This is a genomic window from Caulobacter sp. GW821-FHT10F06 (assembly GCF_058809215.1).
On the sequence record NZ_JBXASK010000005.1, the window covers coordinates 269,459 to 289,019 of the forward strand.

Consider the following 19,561-nt stretch of genomic DNA (forward strand, 5'->3'; position numbering starts at 1 on the left):
TCGGCTACTTCCGCACCCGCATCAGGCATTCCTGGGCCACCGAGGCCAGCAGCTTGCCGTCCTGGCTGAACATCTGGCCGCGCACCAAACCGCGGCCTTGCGAGGCGCTGGGGCTGTCCTGGGCGAACAGGGTCCAGTCGTTGAAGTCGAACGGGTGGTGGAACCACATGGCGTGGTCGAGGCTGGCGGCCTGCAGACCCGGCGTCGTCCAGATCAGGCCATGCGGGCGCAGGGCGCTTTCCATGAAGGCCATATCCGAGGCGTAGGCCAGCGCGGCCTGCTGCATCTTGATGTCGTCGCCCAGCGGGGCGCGGGCTCGCAGCCAGACTTCCTTGGTGCCGGACTTCTTCTCGGGCTTCACCGGGTTCTGCGGGTCGACCCAGCGGATGTCGATCGGGCGCGGCTTTTCCAGGAAGGCCAGCATCTTCGGATGGATCTGGTCGCCCAGCGACCGCAGGAACTCGCCCTCGGTCGGGACGGTGTCCGGGGCCGGTGCGTCGGGCATCGGCGACTGATGCTCGAAGCCCTGTTCCGGCGTTTGGAACGAGCAGGCCAGGTTGAAGATCTGCTCGCCGTGCTGGATCGCCGCCACCCGGCGGGTGGTGAAGGTGCCGCCGTCACGGGCCCGCTCGACCTCATAGAGCACGGGGGCGTTCACATCGCCGGGGCGGATGAAATAGGCGTGCAGCGAGTGGCAGATGCGCTCGGGCACGGTCTTGTAGGCGGCGAGCAGCGCCTGGGCGATGACCAGCCCGCCGAAGATGCGCGGGAAGCCGTCATTCGGGCTGACGCCCCGGAACAGGTTCACCTCGATCGGTTCGAGGTCGAGGATGTCGGCGAGGTTCTCGGTCGTCTGCATGGTGCAGTGCGATATTCCTCTAGCGCCACCGGGGCAAGTCGCGACCTTGCGCCAGCACTATGCGATGACCATCGTTGCAGGATGTCCTCACCTTCCAGACCGCCGGTCGTCCACCATCCCGCATTCCGCGCCGAAATGCCGGCGGGGCACCGCTTCCCGATGGACAAGTTCTCGCGCCTGGCCGCCCTGCTGGAAGCCGAGGGCGTTCCGGGACCGGACGGCTTCCATCGCCCGGAACCGATCGACCTCGAGACCCTGCGGCTGGTCCATGACGAGGCCTATGTGCGCGGGGTGATCGAGCTGTCCCTGCCGGCCGACGTCGTCCGCCGGATCGGCATGCCCAACACCGAGTCCGTCGCCCTGCGGGCCCGGGCGGCGACCGGCGGCACGCTGCTGGCCGCCCGGCTGGCCCTGCAGCACGGGATCGTCTGCAACACCGCCGGCGGCAGCCATCACGCCTCGACCGACAGCGGGGCAGGCTTTTGCGTGTTCAACGATGTCGCCGTGGCCGCGCGACGGCTGCTGGAAGAGGGCGCGATCGGCAAGGCGCTGGTCGTCGATCTCGACGTGCACCAGGGCGACGGGACGGCGAAAATCTTCGAGGGCGATGCGTCGGTTTTCACCTTCTCGATGCACGCGGAGAAGAACTTCCCGGCCCGCAAGGCCGCCAGCGACCTCGACATCGACCTGGCCGACGGCACGGGCGACGAGGCCTATCTGGCGACGCTGAGCGACATCCTGCCGGCCCTGATCGACCGGGTGGATCCGGACATCGTGTTCTTCAACGCAGGGGTCGACCCGCATGCCGACGACAAGCTGGGGCGGCTGTCCCTGACCAATGACGGCATCGGCCGGCGCGAGGCCTATGTGCTGGGCCTGTGCCTGGCGCGGGACATCCCGGTCACGGGCGTGATCGGCGGTGGCTACGACCCCGACATCGACCGGCTGGCCGATCGCCACGCCATCCTGCACCGCACGGCCGCCGGCCTGCTGGGCGCATAAAAAAAGGGGCGGCCCATCGCTGGACCGCCCCGAAGTCTGCTGGGAAGGAAAAACGGACCCTAGAAGGCGGTCCGCAGGCTGATCACCGCAGCGCGCGGCGCGCCGAGCAGGGCGTAGGGCTGGCCGTAGCCGGCTGCGCCCGGGGTCGCGCTGGTCGTCGTTCCGCTGAGGTTGCCGTAGTACTTCTCGTCGAAAAGGTTGGTCACGTTCAGCTGAACGTAGGACTTCTTCCAGCCGTCGCCGCCGATATCGTAGCGGATGTCGGCGTCCCACACGGTGTAGTGCGGCACTTCCAGATCGTTGACGTCGGTGATGTAGCGGTCGCCGACGAACTTGCCCTGGATGCCGAACGAGAACCGGCCCACGTCATAGGTCAGGCGGCCCGAGAAGGTCCACTTCGGGGTCTCGACCACCTGCTTGCCGGCGGTCATGGCGTAGCCGAGCGTGCTGCTGACATAGAGATTGTCCTGCAGCTTGGCGTCGGTATAGGCGGCCGAAGCGTAGGTCGTCAGATGCTCGTCGATGCGCCATTGAACCTGACCGTCGACGCCCTTGATTTCAACCGCGCCGACGTTGCGGTCGATATAGGTGTTGTCGGTCGGGTCGACGGTGCTGACGATCCGGTTCTTGATCTCGGTCTTGTAGGTGCTGATCGAGGCCATGACGCTGGGCGTATGGAAGCGATAGCCGATCTCGGCGGTCTTGCCGGTTTCCGGCTCGACCGAGCCCAGGGCGCCGGTGCTGGTCAGGGTGTAGAGGTTGTCGACCTTGGGCGACGACATCTGCTCGGAATAGCTGACATAGACCGCGCCGGTGTCGTTCAGGCGATAGGACAGGCCGACATTGGGCAGGACCGCGTCGAAGCTGCGGGTCGCGGCGAACGGCGAGAAGTAGGTCGAGCCGTTGATCACGACCGATTGGGCTACCGCGCCCTTGGCCAGGGCGGCGGTCGAGGTCGCCGTCTTGGACGTGCAGTAATAGGTCGTCGAGCCGGCCTTCGAGTAGCAGTACTGGTGCAGTTCGCGGTCCAGGGTCGGGAAGCGGACGCCGATGTTGGCGACCAGCCGCTCGTCCAGGAACTCGCCGCGATACTCGACGCTGGGCTGCTTGAAGGTGGCTTCCGAGAAGCGGTTGCGCTTCTGGGCGACCTGGCCGTCGGCGTTGTAGATCGGCGTGCCGTAGCCGTCCTTGCCGCTGAACACGTCGGCCGCGAAGCCGTCGCTGGTCAGCAGGCTGTACTCGCCGGTCTGGCGCGTCTGGGCCTGGTCGAAGGCGTAGGCGAAGCGCACCCGGTGATGGTCGGTGACGTCCCAGATCAGCGAGGTGTTGACGCCATAGCGACGGGTGTTGGTGTTGCTGGGCGAATAGACCTGGACGGTGTCCTTGGTGTCGCCGTCGCCGTTCAGGTCGACGCCCGACGTGCCGGCCGCGTTCAGCAGCTGGATCGCGGTTTCCGACAGGCTGGTCGTGCCGCCGCCATTGGCCAGAGTGTAGTTGAACGAGGGGTCGACCGTCAGCTTGACGTTCGGCGCCAGGGTGAAGCGCGACTGGCCGCGGATGGTGCCGGTGTTCGACGGGTTGATGCGCGGGCCGTAGAAGCCCAGCAGGGTCGTCGAATTGCCGGTCGGGACGGTGTCGGCCGTGCCGTTCACCGCGGTCGGCGTGGTCCATGAGGTGTTGTAGTCGACGTCGTCGCCATAGCGGTCGACGTCGGCGGCGATCGAGGCCGTCGAGGTGGCCAGATAGGGCGCGTAGTAGCTGGAGTTGCGGTTCTCGTTGTAGTTCAGGTTCAGCGCCAGGAAGTCGCCCGGCTTGACCAGGTCCTGCTCGATGCGGGCGTTGATCTGCTTCTTCTCGAGCGAGCCTTCGCCCTTGAACTTGTCGTATTTCTGGTAGCTGGCCGAGACCCAGGCGCGGGTTCCCAGCGGACCGAAGTCGCCGGTCTGGACCAGGCCGAACACGCGGCGATAGTTGTCGGTGCCCAGGCCGGCCTTCAGCACGACGCCGGCGTCGTGGGTGGCCTTCAGGGTCGTGTAGTTGATCACGCCGGCGGTGGCCGAGGCGGTGACGGTGTCGGCGTCGGTCGAGCCGGTGTTGACGTTGGCCTGCTCGATCAGCTCGGCGTCGACCTGCTGGTTCGAGTAGATCGCGTAGTTGCCGCCGTCGTTCAGCGGCACGCCGTCGACCAGGAAGCCGATATGGGCGCCGTCCTGGCCGTGCAGGCGGATCGAGCCGCCCGACGAGCCGTAGGGGTCGCTGTTCTGGAAGACCACGCCGGGCACCAGGTTCAGCGACTGCAACACGGTCTGGCCGTCCTGCTGGCGAGCCAGGAACTGGTTGGTGATGGTGTATTTCGACTTCGGCGCCGTCTCGGCGGCCATCGCGCCGTCGATGGTCTTGGGACCCTTGGCGGCGGTCACGACCAGCGTGTCGAGCTCGCTGGTGGCGGTGGACTGGGCGAACGCCGCGGAGCCGATGAGCAGGCTGCCGACAAGCGCGCTCGAGGCCAGGAAGGCCTGTCGTCTGGCTGTCATGTTTGAAACATCCCCTGTTTGAAATCCGAACCAAACCGCGACACGGCGTCGGAACGACAAGGGTTTAGAGGGTCAGTTTCGACCCAGTATGACCGCTATCCGGCCATATATCGCCGCAATATTACGTCAACAGCGGCAAATGTATTCAAGATGACGGGGTCTGTAGTCTTGGGAAATGTTGAACGCTTGAGAGTTGTGCGTCCTGGCGGCGTCTGAAACGCCTTGCTCCGCCGAGGCCGTCCGGTGGGGACAGCCGCCCGGCGGAGCTACGCGGCGATCACTTAGAAGCTCGTGACGAGCGAACCGGCGATCACGACGAGCGGCAGAACCGCGAGAACCAGGGTGGCGACGTTGGCGAAGGCGTTGGACTTGATGGTCATGGTCTTGATCCCTTTGTTGGCCGGCGCGGTTGTTCGCGTCCGGTGATGAGGGATATAGGCCCGCCGTTTGGTGAATACCCGTTACCTTTGCGTCATGAAGGCTTTTTAAGAAACTTCCAGCCATCAATTCGCATTACATTGGTGTAATTTTATGTGATCGACACCTATCGGAGCAATATTTTACTTCATCCCACACCGCTTCCCATTTCTTGCGCCACGTAAACGGCCGCCCACAGGCCAGGCATGGCTTGGAGGGCAGGTCGCCCTTGCGCACGGCCTTTCCGCCATCGCGTCCGCCCCGTGACGCGCGGGTCACCTCACTCCTCCGACGGCGCGACCAGGAAGATGCCGCGCAGCGTGGCGATCGGCGCGGCGCGGGTTTCCTGCCAGGCCTCGACATGGACGTTGGCGACCCGCCGGCCCAGCTTCTTGATGCTGGCCCGGGCGTAGGTGGTCAGAGGCCGGCCCGAGCGCAGATATTCGATCGAGACGTCGATGGTGCGCGGCTGACGCTTCATCGGCGAGGCCACCGACAGCTGGGCCAGGGCCGTCATCTCCATGAAGGCGCCCAAAACGCCGCCATGGATGGCCGGCAGCATGGGATTGCCGACGATGTGGTCGGCGAAGGGCAGGATGGCCGTCATCTCGTCGCCGGCCAGCTCGGCCGTGATCCCGAGGAACCGGGCGTAGGGGATCGAGCCGAGAACGGCGACCAGGCGGGTGTCGGCGTCGCTCATGCCGCGCCTCCCGTGGTCGGAGGCTTGGAGCGCGGCGGCTTCAGATTGGCGCCGGGCTTCTTGCCGGCGCTGCTGTCGAGCATGAAGGTCGCCTGGGCGGTGGCCACGGGATCCTCCGGGTCGTCCTCGTAGGCGACCGCGCGGACGAAGGCGACCGAGCGGGTGACCTTGTAGCAATGGGCGCGGGCCAGCACGTCGCGACCCGGCTCGGCCGGACGCATGTAGTCGATGCGCAGGTCCAGGGTGGCGATCGAGGTCCAGGCCTCCAGCGCCGCATGCACCGCCTGGCCGCTGGCGTGGTCGAGCAGGGTGGTCATGACCCCGCCGGCGATGACGCCGGTCTCGGGATCGCCGACGATCTCGGGCCGATAGGGCACCTTGAGGATGGCGACCGCGTCGCCGATCTCCAGGGTGGTGAAGCCGAGCGCCCGCGCCTGCGGGCTGCCCTCGTTCATCGCCGTGGCGATGAGGCGGGTCTGTTCATTGTGCTCACTCATGGAACTAGGATTAGCAGCGCGAGCGTTGTCATATCCACTGTGATCAAGCCTGAAGACCTTCTCTGTCCCCGACCGGACGGGCTGTATTGCCCGCCAGGGGATTTCTATATCGACCCGGTCCGGCCCGTGGACCGGGCGGTGATCACCCATGGCCACGCCGACCACGCTCGTGCTGGCCATGGGACGGTGGCGGCCACGCCCGAGACCCTGGCGATCATGGCCACCCGCTATGGCGAGGATTTCACCGAGCGGCGCCAGAGCGTGCCTTACGGCGAGAGCATCACCCACAATGGCGTCGAGGTGACGCTGGTCCCGGCCGGCCACGTGCTGGGCTCGGCCCAGGCGGTGGTGCGCTGGAAGGGCCTGACCATGGTGGTCTCCGGCGACTACAAGCGTCGCCGCGACCCGACCTGCGCGCGGTTCGAGCCAGTCCCCTGCGACGTGTTCATCACCGAGGCCACCTTCGGCCTGCCGGTGTTTCGCCATCCCGACGACAAGGGCGAGATCGCCAACCTGCTGGCCAGCGTCGCCCAGTTCCCCGAACGCACCCACCTGGTCGGGGCCTACGCCCTGGGCAAGGCCCAGCGGGTGATCAGGCTGCTGCGCGAGGGCGGCTGGGACCAGCCGATCTATGTGCATGGCGCGCTGGAGCGGCTGAACGCGCTGTACGAGGCCCATGGCGTCGACCTGGGGCCGCTGCTGCCCGCCACCACCGGCCAGGCCAAGAAGGACTTCGCCGGCCAGATCGTCATCGCCCCGCCCTCGGCGATCGCCGACCGCTGGTCGCGGCGCTTCCCCGATCCGGTCGACTGTTTCGCCTCGGGCTGGATGCGGGTGCGGGCGAGAGCCCGCCAGCGGGGAGTCGAATTGCCGCTGATTCTCTCCGACCATGCCGACTGGGACGAGCTGACGGCGACCTTGAGCGAGCTGCGGCCGGGCGAGGTGTGGATCACCCATGGTCGGGAGGAGGCCCTTCTGCGGTGGTGCGAGCTGGAAGGCCTGCCGGCCCGGGCGTTGCGGCTGGTGGGGTATGACGAGGAGGAGGGGGAGTGATTTCTGGTGCTCCTTCTGACGCCGTGGAGGACCCCCTCCGGCCCCCTGGGCCACCTCCCCCAAAGGGGGAGGATCTACGCCGCGCAGATGCTCCCCTTCGGGGGAGCTGTCGCGGAGCGACTGAGGGGGTCCTCACGAGCGTCGGCAACCTCGCGCTTTCGCTGCGATGGTGGGAAGGGTCGCGGAGCGTCCGGACGACGTCCGGATGAGCGTGTTTCTAAGTACCGTTTCGACGAAGCCGTCCGCTCCGCGTGACCGTTTTCCCTCTGGCCGGGGCGCGCAGGCCTGTTCAGCCTTTTGCCCCACCCGGATTTGTCCTCCTCGCGACGGACCCAGCTCGAAAGCTGCAAGCCACGCCGATTCCGGAGGGACCCGGAGCGGACCTTCGGACGGGCGGGAGCCTTGGCTTGCTCCCGATGGGCGGGTTTACGTCCCCCGCCCTCGCTCCCGCGCGATCACACCCCAAGGCCCATCAGGTCGCCGGCCGACGTCCCTTCCCTTGCCTTGGGCTAGGAACAGTATGAGGGCCGTTTTCGGCGCGGTGGAAAGCGCTATCTGAGAAAGTCGTAACGTGTTGAATTTGCGGCGTTCGGCATCACGATTTCAACGGATAGAGCGAGTTCTATCCTCGCGCTCAGCCCAAAATTCTTGTCATCCCGGAAGCCTCGCAGAGGCTGTCCGGGGCCCAGGGGCCAAGGCAGTGCGGTTGCCCCTGGGTCCCGGCTCTCCGCTTCGCTGCGGCCGGGATGACAAACGTTTTGCGAGAGATGACGAACAGGGCGCCGACCCCTCACACCACCTTGAACGTCGCGTGCGCCCGCGCCACCGGCTTGCCGTCCGCCAGCACGGTGGCGTCGGCGTAGCAAAGGCTCTTGCCCAGCTTGATAAAGTCGGTGTCGAACGCCAGCCATTGGCCGAGCTTCGCCGCGCCCAGATAGTCGACGGACAGCGACACCGTCACCAGGCCGTTGGAGGGGATCTTCTCGCGGGTCAGCTGGACGCCGCACGACAGGCCCATGGCGTTGTCGGCCAGGGCGGCGATCAGCCCGCCGTGGGGCGCGCCGCGAGAATTGGTGTGCGGGTCGCGGATCTCGAGCCCCAGCACCCAGCGATCCTCCCGGATGTCGGCGTAGAGCGGCTCCCACGGCGTGGTCAGCGGGCTCTTGCGGGGATGGGGAACGAACGGTTCGGGCGGCTGGAAGCTCATGACCGGTCTCCTGGTCCGTCAATTCAAACATGTGTTTGAATTGACTTCAAGCGCCTTGGCCATGCTAGCGTTTGCGCCGAAGCGGGGAGAGCCGATGGCCAGGACGGATGGCGGGCGCAAGCTGGACGCGGCCAAGGTGGTCGAAACCCTGGACCACCTGCGGGCCCGGGTGTCGGAGCGTTTTCCCGACGCCGGCCTGGCGCGGGTCTGCGCCGAACTGACCGCGACCGCCCGCATCACCGAAAAGCGCGCCAGGCGGCTGTCGCGGCCCTATCTGGGCCTGCGGTTTCTGGTCCTGGCCATCGTCGTGGTCGCCATCGGCCTGGAGGTCGGGCTGTTCGCTCGGCTCGACTGGATGGCCAGCCTGAACAAGGCCGACAGCTTCGGCCTGGCCTCGGGCCTGGAGTCGGCGGTCAACCTGATCGTGCTGTCGGGGGCGGCGGCCTGGTTCCTGTTGTCGCTGGAGACCCGCTGGAAACGCGGCCGGGTGCAGAAGGCCCTGCACGAGCTGCGCTCCTACGCCCACGTCATCGACATGCACCAGCTGACCAAGGACCCGACCCTGGTGCTGGGCCCGCGCACCGCCTCCTCGCCGGCTCGCGAGATGAACCGCTTCCAGCTGGCCCGCTACCTGGACTATTGCGCCGAGATGCTGGCCCTGACCGCCAAGCTGGCGGCGCTCTATGCCGGCGAGAGCGACGATCCGGTGATCGTCTCGGCGGTCAACGACATCGAGACTCTGACCTCGGACCTGGGCCGCAAGATCTGGCAGAAGATCATGATCCTGGGCCAGCTCGACGAAACCCGCGCAAGCTGACCTGAACCGAGCGGGCGGGGAGGCGTTCGATGTCCATGCGCGCCTTCGCCACCCTGCTGGACCGGCTGTCCCTGACCAGCTCGCGCAACGCCAAGCTGACCCTGATCGAGGATTTCCTGCGCGGCCAGCCCGACCCGGATCGCGGCTTCGCCCTGGCGGCCCTGACCGGCGCCCTGTCGTTCTCGGCGGCCAAGCCGGCCTTCATCCGCAAGGCGATCGAGGCGCGGATGGACGCTCAGCTGTTCGCCTGGTCCTACGACTATGTCGGCGACCTGGCCGAGACCGTCGCCCTGGCCTGGCCGGCGCGGCCAGGCCCCAATCGCGAGCCGGAGCTTTCGGAGGTGATCGAGGCCCTGCGCACCGCCTCGCGCTCCGAGGTGCAGCGGCTGATCGAGGGCTGGCTGGACGCCCTGGACGCCGACGGCCGCTGGGCGCTGCTGAAGCTGATGACCGGCGGCCTGCGGGTGGGGGTGTCCTCGCGCCTGGCCAAGCAGGCCTGCGCCAACCTCGGCGCCAATCTGCGTGGGGGGGTCGAGATCGGTGAGATCGAGGAGATCTGGCACGCGCTGGAGCCGCCCTATGGCGATCTCTTCGCCTGGCTGGAGGGCCGCTCGGAACGGCCTTCGCCCGACGCGCCGGGACGCTTCCGGCCGGTTATGCTGGCCCAGGCGATCGACGAGGCCGTGGACTTCGCCAAGCTCGATCCCGCCGCCTACGTCGCCGAATGGAAGTGGGACGGCATCCGCGTGCAGGCGGTGAGCGAGCGCGGCGAGCGGCGGCTCTACACCCGCACCGGCGACGACATCTCGGCGACCTTTCCCGACGTGCTGGCGGCGCTGGATTTCGACGGGGCGATCGACGGCGAACTGGTGGTGATCCGCGACGGGGCCCTGGCCTCGTTCGGCGACCTGCAGCAGCGGCTGAACCGCAAGAGCGTCGACGCCAAGCAGCTTGCGGCCTTCCCGGCCGGGATCCGCGCCTATGACCTGTTGCTGGACGGCGAGACCGACGTGCGCAGCCTGCCCTTCGTCGAGCGGCGGGCGCGGCTGGAGGCCTTCGTGGCCCGGATCGACAGCCCGCGCATCGACCTGTCGCCTTTGCAGCCCTTCTCGACCTGGGAGGAACTGACCGCCCTGCGCGCCGAGCCGCCGGAAGGTGACGCCCAGCTCTCCGAAGGCCTGATGCTGAAGCGCCGCGACAGCGTCTACGAGCCCGGCCGCCCCAAGGGGCCGTGGTTCAAGTGGAAGCGCGATCCCCGGCTGATCGACGCGGTGCTGATGTACGCCCAGCGGGGGCATGGGAAGCGGTCCAGCTTCTATTCCGACTATACCTTCGGCGTCTGGCGCGAGGACGAGCGGGGCGAGCGGGCCCTGACCCCGGTGGGCAAGGCCTATTTCGGCTTCACCGACGAGGAGCTGAAGCAGATCGACAAGTTCGTGCGCGACAACACCATCGAGCGGTTCGGGCCGGTGCGCTCGGTGCGGGCCGATCTCGATTTCGGCCTGGTGTTCGAGGTGGCGTTCGAGGGGCTGCAGCGCTCGACCCGGCACAAGTCCGGCGTGGCCATGCGCTTCCCGCGGATCAGCCGAATTCGCTGGGACAAGCCCGCGCGCGAGGCCGACGTACTCGAAACGCTGGAGCGAATGCTCGACTAGCGGATAGCGTTCATCTGTTGTTTGCCATGTCCGACTAGGCCCGGGGTCCAGGAGATCGCGTATGCCTCAGTTCCTGGACTCCCTGTTGCCGCACCTGCCGGCCAACGCCGACGAGCGCTACAAGCAGATCGTCGTCCGCTGCGGGCTGACGGGCCTGCTGGCCTGGGCCCTGCACCTGGTGGGGCGAGGCGACCTGATCGTCTTCTGGCTGCTGACCAGCGCCACGGTCCAGACCCTGGAATTCATCGCGGTGCGGCCGTTCGCCAAGGGCCGCTTTCCCAGCCGAAACGTCCACGGCCATGTTGTGCTAGCGCTGGCGGCGATGGCGGTGATGGCCATCGTCCACGCGGTGGTCGCCACCCTGCTGTGGATGGGCGGCGAGATGGTTCTGGTGGTGGTGGGCCTGCTGGTGCTGGCCGGCGGCATGCTCAACAACGTCGCCTCGGGCGTCGACTGCCGGCCGCTGTTCTATATCGGGGCCACGCCCTACGCGCTCAGCCTGGCGGCCATGCCGCTGTGGTTCTGGCAAAGCCGGCCGCACGGCCTGGTGACCATCCTGGCGGCGACGGTGGTGTTCTTCATGCTGGTGGTGCACGGCATCTGGAGCCGGATGCACCTGGCCCGCCGGGCGGTGATCGCCGCGCGCGAGGACGCCGACGCCCGCCGCATCCAGGCCGAGGACGCCGTGGCCGACCGCGCCGCCATGGCCGCCATCGTCAGCCACGAGCTGCGCACCCCGCTGTCGGCGATCCTGGCGGGGGCCCACCTGATCCGCCGGGGCTCGAGTCCCGAGAAGACCACGGCCACCGCCGACCTGATCGTCGACGCCGGCCACCTGATGACCGGCCTTCTGACCGACATGCTGGACCAGGCCAAGATCGAGGCCCGGGCCATGAGCCTGGAGGAGCGCGACTTCGACCTGCTGGGCGCGATCCGCGACGCCACCCGTTTCTGGACCGCCGGGGCGTCGGCCAAGGGCCTCAGCCTGCGCGAGCCGCCGGGCGAGCAGCCGGCGGTCTGGGTGCGGGGCGACCCGTTCCGCCTGCGCCAGATCCTCAACAACCTGCTGTCCAACGCCGTGAAGTTCACCGACGAGGGCGAGATCGCCCTGCGCCTGGACGCCGAGCCGGCGGGCGAGGGACGGCTGAAGGTGGTGATCGAGGTGCAGGACAACGGCTCCGGCATCGCCCCCGACGCCATGGCGCGGCTGTTCACCCCCTACACCCAGGCCTCGCAAGAGACGGCGCGCACCTATGGCGGCACGGGCCTGGGCCTGGCGGTCAGCCGGCAGCTGGCGCGGCTGATGGGCGGCGAGCTGGACGCCCGTCCTGGCCTGCCCCAGGGCGCGATCTTCCGCCTGGCCCTGACGCTCGCCCAAGGCCGCGAGGAGAAGGTCGCCGCCGTCGCGCCGGACGAGGCCGGGGCCCCGTCGATCGCGGCGCTGAACATCCTGGCGGTCGACGACCACGAGGTGAACCGCCGGACCCTGGCCCTGGTGCTGGAGCCGCTGGGCGTGACCCTGGCGACCGCGCCGGACGGGCTGGCGGCGCTGGAGCGCCTGGCCGTCGAGCGCTTCGACATCGTGCTGATGGACGTCAACATGCCGGGCCTGGACGGCCGCGAGGCCACGCGCCGTCTGCGGGCGAGCCAGGGGCTGAACCACGATGTGCCGGTGATCGGCTTCAGCGCCGGCGTAGCCACCGAGGAGGTCGAGGCCTGCCGCGAGGCGGGCATGACCGACTGGCTGGCCAAGCCCCTGGACATCCGCGCCCTCTACGCGGCGCTGGACCGCGCCAGGACTGCTTAAGCCGCCGACGGGCCGGCGTGGAACAGTCGGCCCTTCTCGGTGATCAGCACGGCGATCAGGCCGGCGAGGCCAAAGCCGGTGAAGCCCAGGGTCAGGGGCACGACGGTGCCGTCGAACAGCTGGCCGATCCAGAAGCCGAACAGGGCCCCGCCGATGGTGGTCATGAAGCCCTGCACCGAGGCCGCCGTGCCGGCCAGGTGGCCCAGGGGCTCCATGGCGATCGAGCCGAAGTTCGACATCGTCAGGCCGAAACAGAACATCATTGAGGCCTGCAGGATGGCGAAGGTCCACAGGGTCTCGTGACCGCTGAGCGCGACCAGGGCATGGATGCCGGCGCAGGTGATGTAGCCGCACAGGGCCGCGTGCGAGACCAGCCGCATGCCCAGCTTGCCGACGATGTGGGAATTGACCAGCGAGGCGACGGCGATGCCGGCCGCGATGCCCGCGAAGATCACCGTGAACAGCTTGCCCGCCCCCAGCACGTCGACGAACACCTGCTGGGCCGAGTTCAGGAAGCCGAACAGGCCGCCCAGCACCAGGGTGGCGGCCAGGGTGTAGCCGACGGCGACGCGGTTGGTGAGGCACTCCTTGAAGGCCGCCAGCACGGGCGCGACTTCCAGCGGCACGCGGTCATCGGGGTGCAGGGTCTCGGGCAGCTTGATCGCCGCCCAGGCGATGACCAGCAGGCCGAAGATGGCCAGGACGCCGAAGATCCACGGCCACGGCGCGACCAGCACGATGGCCTGGCCCACCGACGGGGCGATGATCGGCACGGCCAGGAAGACGATGAACGACAGCGACATCACCCGCGCCATCTGCCGGCCGCTGTAGCAGTCGCGGACGATCGACACCGACAGCACCCGGGTGGCCGCCGCCCCGACGCCGCACAGGGCGCGGGCGATCAGCAGCATCTCGAACGAGGTCGAGAACGCGCACAGGCCGGCGAACAGCACATAGAGCGCCAGCCCGACCATCAGCACCGGCTTGCGCCCGAAACGGTCGGCCAGCGAGCCATAGAACAGCTGCGCCGCGCCGAAGCCCAGCAGGTAGGCGGTGATGATCCACTGGTGCTTGTTGGCGCTGAGCACGCCCAGCGAGTCGCCGATCTGCGGCAGGGCGGGCAGCATGGAGTCGATGGCCAGGGCGTTGGTGGCCATCATCGCCGCGATCAGGGCGACGAACTGCTTGAAGCCCATGCCGGGGTGCGGCGGAGGGTTGGTCGTGTCGGACATGCTGTCTTCCGCCGGACGCCGTGGCGCCGGCGGGCGCGAGACGCGTGTGGGGCGGGATATAGGGCGGCTTGTTCGTCGCGCATACCCCTTGCCCCCTCCGCGCTTCGCGCTCCTCCCCCATAGGGGGAAGATGAGTCGGCGCGTTTCATCTGCCCCCTATGGGGGCGGACGATCGCGAAGCGATCAGGTGGGGGCCAGTGACCTCAGCCGTTGAAGGCCCGGATCGCGTCGATGATCTTCGCCTGGTCGGCCTCGCCCAGATAGGGGTGCATCGGCAGGGCCAGCACCGTCTCGGCCTTGGCTTCCGTCACCGGCAGGCCGCCGGCGCCGCGCGGGAAGTGGGCGTAGGGCGCCTGGACGTGCATCGGCACCGGATAATAGACCGCCGTCGGCACGCCTTGGGTCTTCAGGTGCGCGGCCAGGCCGTCGCGGTTCTCGTGTTCGATGACGTACTGGGCCCAGACCGACACGCCGCCGTCGATGACCTTGGGCGTGGCCAGCACCGCGCCCGCCAGGCCGTCGGCGTAGCGGTTGGCCACGACCTGCCGCAGGTCGATCTCCTCCTGGAAGATGGCCAGTTTCTCGATCAGGATCGCCGCCTGGATCGTATCGAGGCGCGAGTTCATGCCGATGCGGGTGTTGAGATACTTGGGGTCGTGGTCGAAGGTCTTGCCTTCCAGGTCCGGACCGACCGCCTTGCCGTGGACGCGGTAGCTGTCCATCAGGTCCCACAGCACCGGATCGTTGGTCAGCACCGCCCCGCCGTCGCCGTAGCAGCCCAGGGGCTTGGCCGGAAAGAAGCTGGTGGTGGCCACATCGGCCCAGTGCAGCGGATGCTTGCCGTCGAGCGTGCAGCCGAAGCCCTGGGCGCTGTCGGAGATCAGCTTCAGCCCCTCGCGATCGCAGATGGCCTTGAGGGCCGGATAGTCGGCGGGCTGGCCGAAGAGGTCGACGGCGATCACCACCTTGGGCTTCAGCTTGCCGTCGGCCTTCACGCCGGCGATGGCGGCTTCCAGCTTGGCGGAGTCCAGGTTGAAGGTGTCGGGCAGCACGTCGACGAACACCGGGGTCGCGTCGACCCACGGCACGACTTCCGGCGTCGCGGCGAAGGTGAAGGACGGGCAGAACACCGCGTCGCCCTTGCCGATCCCCCAGGCCATCAGCGGCAGCGCGATGGCGTCGGTGCCGTTGGCGCAGGAGAGGGCGAGCTTGGCCTGGCCGAACGCGGCCAGTTGGGCCTCGAACTCGCGAACCTGCGGGCCCATCACATAGGCGCCGCTGTCGAGCACCTTGGCGATGGCGACGTCGATCTTGTCGCGGATCCGGCGCTGCTGCGCGGCGAGGTCGATGAAGGGCATGCTCATGGGCGGCGCTCTTAAGGGCGGATCGAGGCGAGTTCGAGCCAATTGATGTAACCGACTGTTTCGAAACGACGAAGCGCGGCCGCATCTTTCGGCGGTGCGGCGTGTCGGGAACACGACGCGGGGCCTCGCCGTTGACCGCTCGTGGCGGGGGCGCCATCGAGACCTTCATGACCAAGACCAGTATCATTCCGCCCGACGCCAAGCTTCCTTCGATCGCCAATGTGAAGGCCGACGAGACCATGCTGGGGCACTTCCTCGACTGGCTGGGCAAGGTGGCGGTGAACCTAGTGGTCGCCGCCCTGATCCTGCTGCTGACCTTCTGGATCGCGGGCTGGCTGTCCAATGTCGCCAAGCGGGGCCTGGGCCGCGTGCACCGCAAGAACCCTGACCCGACGCTGGAGAGCTTCCTGTCGTCGCTGGTGCGCTATGCCGTCGTGGCCGTGGGTCTGGTGGCGGTGTTGCAGCAGTTGGGCGTGCAGGCCACCTCGATCATCGCCGTGCTGGGTGCGGCCTCGCTGGCCATCGGCCTGGCCCTGCAAGGCGCGCTGTCGAATGTGGCGGCCGGGGTGATGATCCTGCTGTTTCGTCCGTACCGGGTGGGCGACACCATCGAAACCTCGACCCGCATCGGCACGGTCAAGGCGCTGGACCTGTTGTTCACCGAGATCGCCACGCCCGACAACATCAAGGTGATGATCCCCAACAGCAAGGTGTTCGGCGACGTCATCATGAACTACTCGACTCACCGCAATCGCCGGGTCGATGTTCTGTTCAAGGTGCCGCTGAAGACGGACCTGGTCGCCGTGCTCAAGCGCCTGCGCGAGCGCGCCGAGAGCGATCCGCGCATTCGCAAGGACCCGGCCGTGCAAATCGAGGTCACCGACCTCTCCGAGGCCTTCGCCCAGGCGGCGATCCGCGCCTGGACGGCCAGGGAAGACTTCGCCTCGGTCAAGACCGACCTGATGCTGGCCGCGCACCTGCTGGCCGACGATCCGGCGCGCGTCGACCTGGAGCCGCCGCGCCCGACCAAGGCCAAGGACCCCTCGCCGGTCATGCCGGGCGAGGGGGAGCATCACCTGATGTTCAAGCTGCCAAGGCCGCGTCGAGGTCGGAAATCAGATCCGAGCAAGACTCGATCCCCACCGAAAGCCTGACCAGGCCGTCGGAAATCCCCAGGGCCGCGCGCTGCTCGGCCGGGATCGAGGCGTGGGTCATGATCGCCGGATGCTCGATCAGGCTTTCGACCCCGCCAAGGCTTTCGGCCAGGGTGAACAGGCGCGTGCGCTCCAGCATCCGCCGGGCCGGGGCCAGGCCGCCCTTGACGTCGACCGAGATGATGCCGCCGAAGCCGTTCAGCATCTGACGCTTGGCCAGGTCGTGCTGCGGGTGGCTCGGGAGCCCCGGATAGATCACCCGCTCGATGTCGGGCCGGGCTTCCAGCCACTGGGCGATGGTCAGGGCGCTCTGGCAGGCGCGCTCCATGCGCAGGGCCAGGGTCTTGACGCCGCGCAATGCGAGAAAGCTGTCGAACGGGCCCAGCACCGCGCCGACGGCGTTCTGCAGGAACTTCATCTGGGCGGCCAGTTCGGCGTTGTCGCCTACCACAGCGACGCCCGCGACCACGTCGGAGTGGCCGTTCAGGTACTTGGTCGCCGAGTGCATGACGATGTCGAAGCCCAGCTCCAGGGGGCGCTGGACGTAGGGGCTGGCGAAGGTGTTGTCGGCGACGGTGATCAGGCCGCGCTTTTTCGCGAGCTCGGCGATGGCGGCCAGGTCGGCCAGGCGCAGCATCGGGTTGGTCGGGGTCTCCACCCAGATCATCCTGGTCTCTGGGGTGATGGCGGCTTCGATGGCCGACAGGTCGCCCATGTCGACGAAGCTGAACTTCAGACCCGCCGAGCGCTTCCGCACCTTGTCGAACAGCCGAAACGAGCCGCCATAGAGGTCGTCGCTGGCGATCACATGCGCGCCGCTGTCCAGCGTCTCGAGGATGGTCGAGGCCGCCGCCAGGCCGGAGGCGAAGGCGAAGCCCGCCGCGCCGCTTTCCAGGTCGGCGATCGACCGCTCGAAGGCGAACCGGGTCGGGTTGTGGCTGCGGCTATATTCGAAGCCCTTGTGCTCCCCGGGGCTTGACTGGACATAGGTCGAGGTCGCGTAGATCGGCACCATCACCGCCCCAGTCGTCGGGTCGGGGAACTGCCCGCCGTGGATGGTGCGGGTCTCGAAGGCGAGACGGTTCTTGCCGGGGGTGTCGGTCATGCGGGCTCGCGGGTCAGAGAGACTTCAGGATTTCGGCTAGGTCGCGAGCGCCATGGAGCATGCGGGCGATCACTGGCGGACTAGGCGTGGGGTCATAGACGAGAACGTAAGGGTAGCCCTTCATCGGAAACAAGCGAAACGGACGACGCACGAGGTTCGGCTGTTCGACGCCCAGATGGGGGTTTCGGCCCAAGGCGTCGGCCGCGTCCGTCATGGTCGCCACAAGTTTCAGGGCCGCGCGCGGACTATCGTGAGCAATCCAGCGGGCCGCCGCATGAAGCTCTCGCCGCGCCTGTGGCGTGATCGACGCCGACGGCACGCTACCAGTTCGCGGTTTCGCGACCCACGGCCTCGATGATGGCCCTCATTTCCGTGGCGACCTCAGCGGCGGTGAAATAACCATCACGGTCGGCTTCCGCGATGGCTTCATCCAAGGAAGCATTCAAGCGCTGCCGGCGTTCCTCGGCCTGAAGCAACAAACGCAGACCCGAATTGACCACGTCGCTGACGTCCTCGTAGCGGCCCTCGGCCACGCAGTCCTGTGCGAACTTTTCCAAGGCCGGCGGCAATTGGACTTCAATGGTCATGCGATCCTCGTCTTGATCCTCGCCACCGCAGCATGACTCCGCGAGAACGTTTCCGCAACAATCACGCGCTCATCCGCAGGTGATTGATCAAATCCACCCGGGTGATCACGCCCAGGAACTGTTCGCCCTCGCAGACCAGGGCCACCTCGTCGCGATCGAAGACTTCCGGCAGGGCGTCGACGCCCTGGGTCGACTGCAGGGTGTTGACCGCGCGGGTCATGGCGCTGCCCACGGGGGTCTTGAACCGCAGGTCGCGTTCCTCGTCGCCCTCGACGGCGGCCAGGATGTCGCTTTCGTCGAGGATGCCGACCAGCTTGCCGTGATCGACCACCGGCAGCTGGCTGACGTCGCTTGAGCGCATGCGGTTATAGGCGGTCAGCAAGGTGTCGTCGGAGCCGATGGCCACCACGCCGCCGTCGACATAGCGCTTGGCGATCAGGTCGCGCAGGTCGCCGTGCAGCTCTCGGCCGTCGAAGCCGTGGGCCGCCAGCCAGAAGTCGTTGAACATCTTGGTCAGGTATTTCGAGCCGGTGTCGCAGACCAGGGTGACCACCCGCTTCGGCTCGGTCTGTTCGCGGCAGTATTTCAGCGCCGCGGCCAGCAAACAGCCCGACGACGAGCCGCCCAGGATGCCTTCCTTCTTCAGCAGCAGGCGGGCGGTGTCGACGCTCTCGCGGTCGCTGATCGAATAGGCCTTGGAGACCAGGTCCATCTGGGCGTTGTCGGGGATGAAGTCCTCGCCGATGCCCTCGACGATCCAGCTGCCGGCCTCGCCGAAGGTTCCGGTGGCCACGTAGTCGCACAGGATCGAGCCGACCGGATCGGCCAGCACCATCTGGGTCTTCGGCGAGTGCTTTTGCATGAAGCGGCCGACGCCGGTCAGGGTGCCGCCCGAGCCGACGCCGACCACGATGGCGTCGATGTCGCCGTCCATCTGGGCCAGCAGTTCGGGGGCGGTGGTGGTCTCGTGGGCGTAGGGATTGGCCGGGTTCTCGAACTGGTTGGCGTACAGCGAGCCGGGGATCGACTGGGCCAGGGTCTGGGCCATGTCCTGGTAGTATTCGGGGTGGCCCTTGCCGACGTCGCTACGGGTCAGGCGCACGTCCACGCCCATGGCCCGCAGGTGCAGGATCTTCTCTCGCGCCATCTTGTCGGGAACGATCAGGATCAGCTTGTAGCCCTTTAGCGTCGCCACCTGGGCCAGACCCAGGCCGGTGTTGCCGGCCGTGGCCTCGATGATGGTGCCGCCAGGCTTCAGCCGGCCGTCCTTCTCGGCCGCGTCGATCATGGCGCGGGCGACGCGGTCCTTGATCGAGCCGCCGGGGTTCTGGTTTTCCAGCTTCAGGAACAGGCGGCAAAGGCCGGTGTCGAGGTTCTTGACCTCGATCATCGGGGTGTTGCCGATCAGGTCGAGCGCGGACCCCACGACGGGCGGAAGCGCGGTTTTGGGGTCGTTCATGGCGCAGCTCCGCGTCCTTGAGAAACGATTTCCCCTAGATAGGGCCGGTTCGCGCAAGAAGCAAAGGGGCAGGCCAAGCTCGACGAACGCCGATCGTTCGGGATTTACGAAG

The 19,561-nt window shown here is 67.6% G+C and carries 18 protein-coding genes and 1 pseudogene; 6 read left to right on the plus strand and 13 right to left on the minus strand.

All coding sequences use genetic code 11. The features are described 5' to 3' along the window. Nucleotides 1-4 precede the first annotated feature (4 nt). Complete coding sequence (locus AC1RUS_RS13300; protein WP_492916823.1) at nt 5-859, minus strand: acyl-CoA thioesterase; 855 nt, start codon at nt 857-859, stop codon at nt 5-7. 81 nt (nt 860-940) lie between these two features. On the opposite strand from AC1RUS_RS13300, the gene AC1RUS_RS13305 reads away from it, so the two are divergent. Continuing rightward, nucleotides 941-1,861, plus strand: a complete 921-nt coding sequence (locus AC1RUS_RS13305; protein WP_492916825.1) for a histone deacetylase family protein — start codon at nt 941-943, stop codon at nt 1,859-1,861. A 59-nt stretch (nt 1,862-1,920) separates the two neighbouring features. Here the strand turns inward: AC1RUS_RS13305 and AC1RUS_RS13310 are convergent, their stop codons facing one another. From AC1RUS_RS13310 to AC1RUS_RS13330, 5 genes are all read right to left on the minus strand, one after another. Then, a complete protein-coding gene (locus AC1RUS_RS13310; protein WP_492916827.1) occupies nt 1,921-4,395 on the minus strand; it encodes a TonB-dependent receptor in 2,475 nt (824 codons plus the stop codon). A gap of 281 nt (nt 4,396-4,676) precedes the next feature. Next, entirely contained in the window at nt 4,677-4,775 is a 99-nt protein-coding gene (locus tag AC1RUS_RS13315; RefSeq protein WP_492916829.1) for a hypothetical protein, read from the minus strand. A 133-nt stretch (nt 4,776-4,908) separates the two neighbouring features. Further along, on the minus strand, nt 4,909-5,175 hold the full coding sequence (locus AC1RUS_RS13320; RefSeq protein ID WP_492916831.1) for a DUF2256 domain-containing protein: 267 nt from the start codon (nt 5,173-5,175) through the stop codon (nt 4,909-4,911). Further along, entirely contained in the window at nt 5,093-5,512 is a 420-nt protein-coding gene (locus AC1RUS_RS13325) for a PaaI family thioesterase (RefSeq protein WP_492916833.1), read from the minus strand. The genes AC1RUS_RS13320 and AC1RUS_RS13325 overlap by 83 nt, the downstream gene beginning before the upstream one ends. After that, nucleotides 5,509-6,009 carry a PaaI family thioesterase gene (locus AC1RUS_RS13330; RefSeq protein WP_492916835.1) on the minus strand — a complete coding sequence of 167 codons (501 nt, stop codon included), beginning with the start codon at nt 6,007-6,009 and terminating at the stop codon, nt 5,509-5,511. Before AC1RUS_RS13330 ends, AC1RUS_RS13325 begins: the two co-directional genes overlap by 4 nt. A 25-nt stretch (nt 6,010-6,034) precedes the next feature. On the opposite strand from AC1RUS_RS13330, the pseudogene AC1RUS_RS13335 reads away from it, so the two are divergent. Beyond that, nucleotides 6,035-7,062, plus strand: a pseudogene (locus tag AC1RUS_RS13335) (ligase-associated DNA damage response exonuclease). 790 nt (nt 7,063-7,852) lie between these two features. On the opposite strand, the gene AC1RUS_RS13340 reads toward AC1RUS_RS13335, so the two are convergent. Next, complete coding sequence (locus AC1RUS_RS13340; protein WP_492916837.1) at nt 7,853-8,269, minus strand: PaaI family thioesterase; 417 nt, start codon at nt 8,267-8,269, stop codon at nt 7,853-7,855. A gap of 94 nt (nt 8,270-8,363) precedes the next feature. Here AC1RUS_RS13340 and AC1RUS_RS13345 point away from each other — a divergent pair, with 94 nt between their 5' ends. From AC1RUS_RS13345 to AC1RUS_RS13355, 3 genes are all read left to right on the plus strand, one after another. Next, nucleotides 8,364-9,086, plus strand: coding sequence for a hypothetical protein (locus tag AC1RUS_RS13345; RefSeq protein ID WP_492916839.1), 723 nt, complete (start codon nt 8,364-8,366; stop codon nt 9,084-9,086). Between the two features lie 29 nt (nt 9,087-9,115). Continuing rightward, complete coding sequence (locus AC1RUS_RS13350; RefSeq protein ID WP_492916841.1) at nt 9,116-10,741, plus strand: cisplatin damage response ATP-dependent DNA ligase; 1,626 nt, start codon at nt 9,116-9,118, stop codon at nt 10,739-10,741. A 61-nt stretch (nt 10,742-10,802) separates the two neighbouring features. Further along, a complete protein-coding gene (locus AC1RUS_RS13355; RefSeq protein ID WP_492916843.1) occupies nt 10,803-12,548 on the plus strand; it encodes an ATP-binding protein in 1,746 nt (581 codons plus the stop codon). Here the strand turns inward: AC1RUS_RS13355 and AC1RUS_RS13360 are convergent. Next, nucleotides 12,545-13,744, minus strand: coding sequence for a multidrug effflux MFS transporter (locus AC1RUS_RS13360; RefSeq protein ID WP_492917118.1), 1,200 nt, complete (start codon nt 13,742-13,744; stop codon nt 12,545-12,547). The genes AC1RUS_RS13355 and AC1RUS_RS13360 overlap by 4 nt on opposite strands. A gap of 239 nt (nt 13,745-13,983) precedes the next feature. Next, the gene (locus AC1RUS_RS13365) at nt 13,984-15,144 is read right to left on the minus strand and encodes a DegT/DnrJ/EryC1/StrS family aminotransferase (protein WP_492916845.1); all 1,161 of its coding nucleotides are present in this window, start codon (nt 15,142-15,144) and stop codon (nt 13,984-13,986) included. 167 nt (nt 15,145-15,311) lie between these two features. On the opposite strand from AC1RUS_RS13365, the gene AC1RUS_RS13370 reads away from it, so the two are divergent. Further along, nucleotides 15,312-16,298 carry a mechanosensitive ion channel family protein gene (locus AC1RUS_RS13370; RefSeq protein ID WP_492916847.1) on the plus strand — a complete coding sequence of 329 codons (987 nt, stop codon included), beginning with the start codon at nt 15,312-15,314 and terminating at the stop codon, nt 16,296-16,298. On the opposite strand, the gene AC1RUS_RS13375 is transcribed toward AC1RUS_RS13370, so the two are convergent. From AC1RUS_RS13375 to AC1RUS_RS13390, 4 genes are all read right to left on the minus strand, one after another. Further along, nucleotides 16,228-17,403: a trans-sulfuration enzyme family protein gene (locus AC1RUS_RS13375; RefSeq protein ID WP_492916849.1), complete on the minus strand. Its 1,176-nt coding sequence runs from the start codon at nt 17,401-17,403 to the stop codon at nt 16,228-16,230. The two genes, AC1RUS_RS13370 and AC1RUS_RS13375, sit on opposite strands and share 71 nt — an antisense overlap. Before the next feature lie 13 nt (nt 17,404-17,416). Next, nucleotides 17,417-17,722, minus strand: coding sequence for a type II toxin-antitoxin system RelE/ParE family toxin (locus AC1RUS_RS13380; protein WP_492916851.1), 306 nt, complete (start codon nt 17,720-17,722; stop codon nt 17,417-17,419). A 1-nt stretch (nt 17,723) separates the two neighbouring features. Next, a complete protein-coding gene (locus AC1RUS_RS13385; RefSeq protein WP_492916853.1) occupies nt 17,724-17,990 on the minus strand; it encodes a type II toxin-antitoxin system ParD family antitoxin in 267 nt (88 codons plus the stop codon). Nucleotides 17,991-18,051: 61 nt separating this feature from the next. Beyond that, on the minus strand, nt 18,052-19,449 hold the full coding sequence (locus tag AC1RUS_RS13390; RefSeq protein ID WP_492916855.1) for a pyridoxal-phosphate dependent enzyme: 1,398 nt from the start codon (nt 19,447-19,449) through the stop codon (nt 18,052-18,054). Between the last annotated feature and the right edge of the window lie 112 nt (nt 19,450-19,561).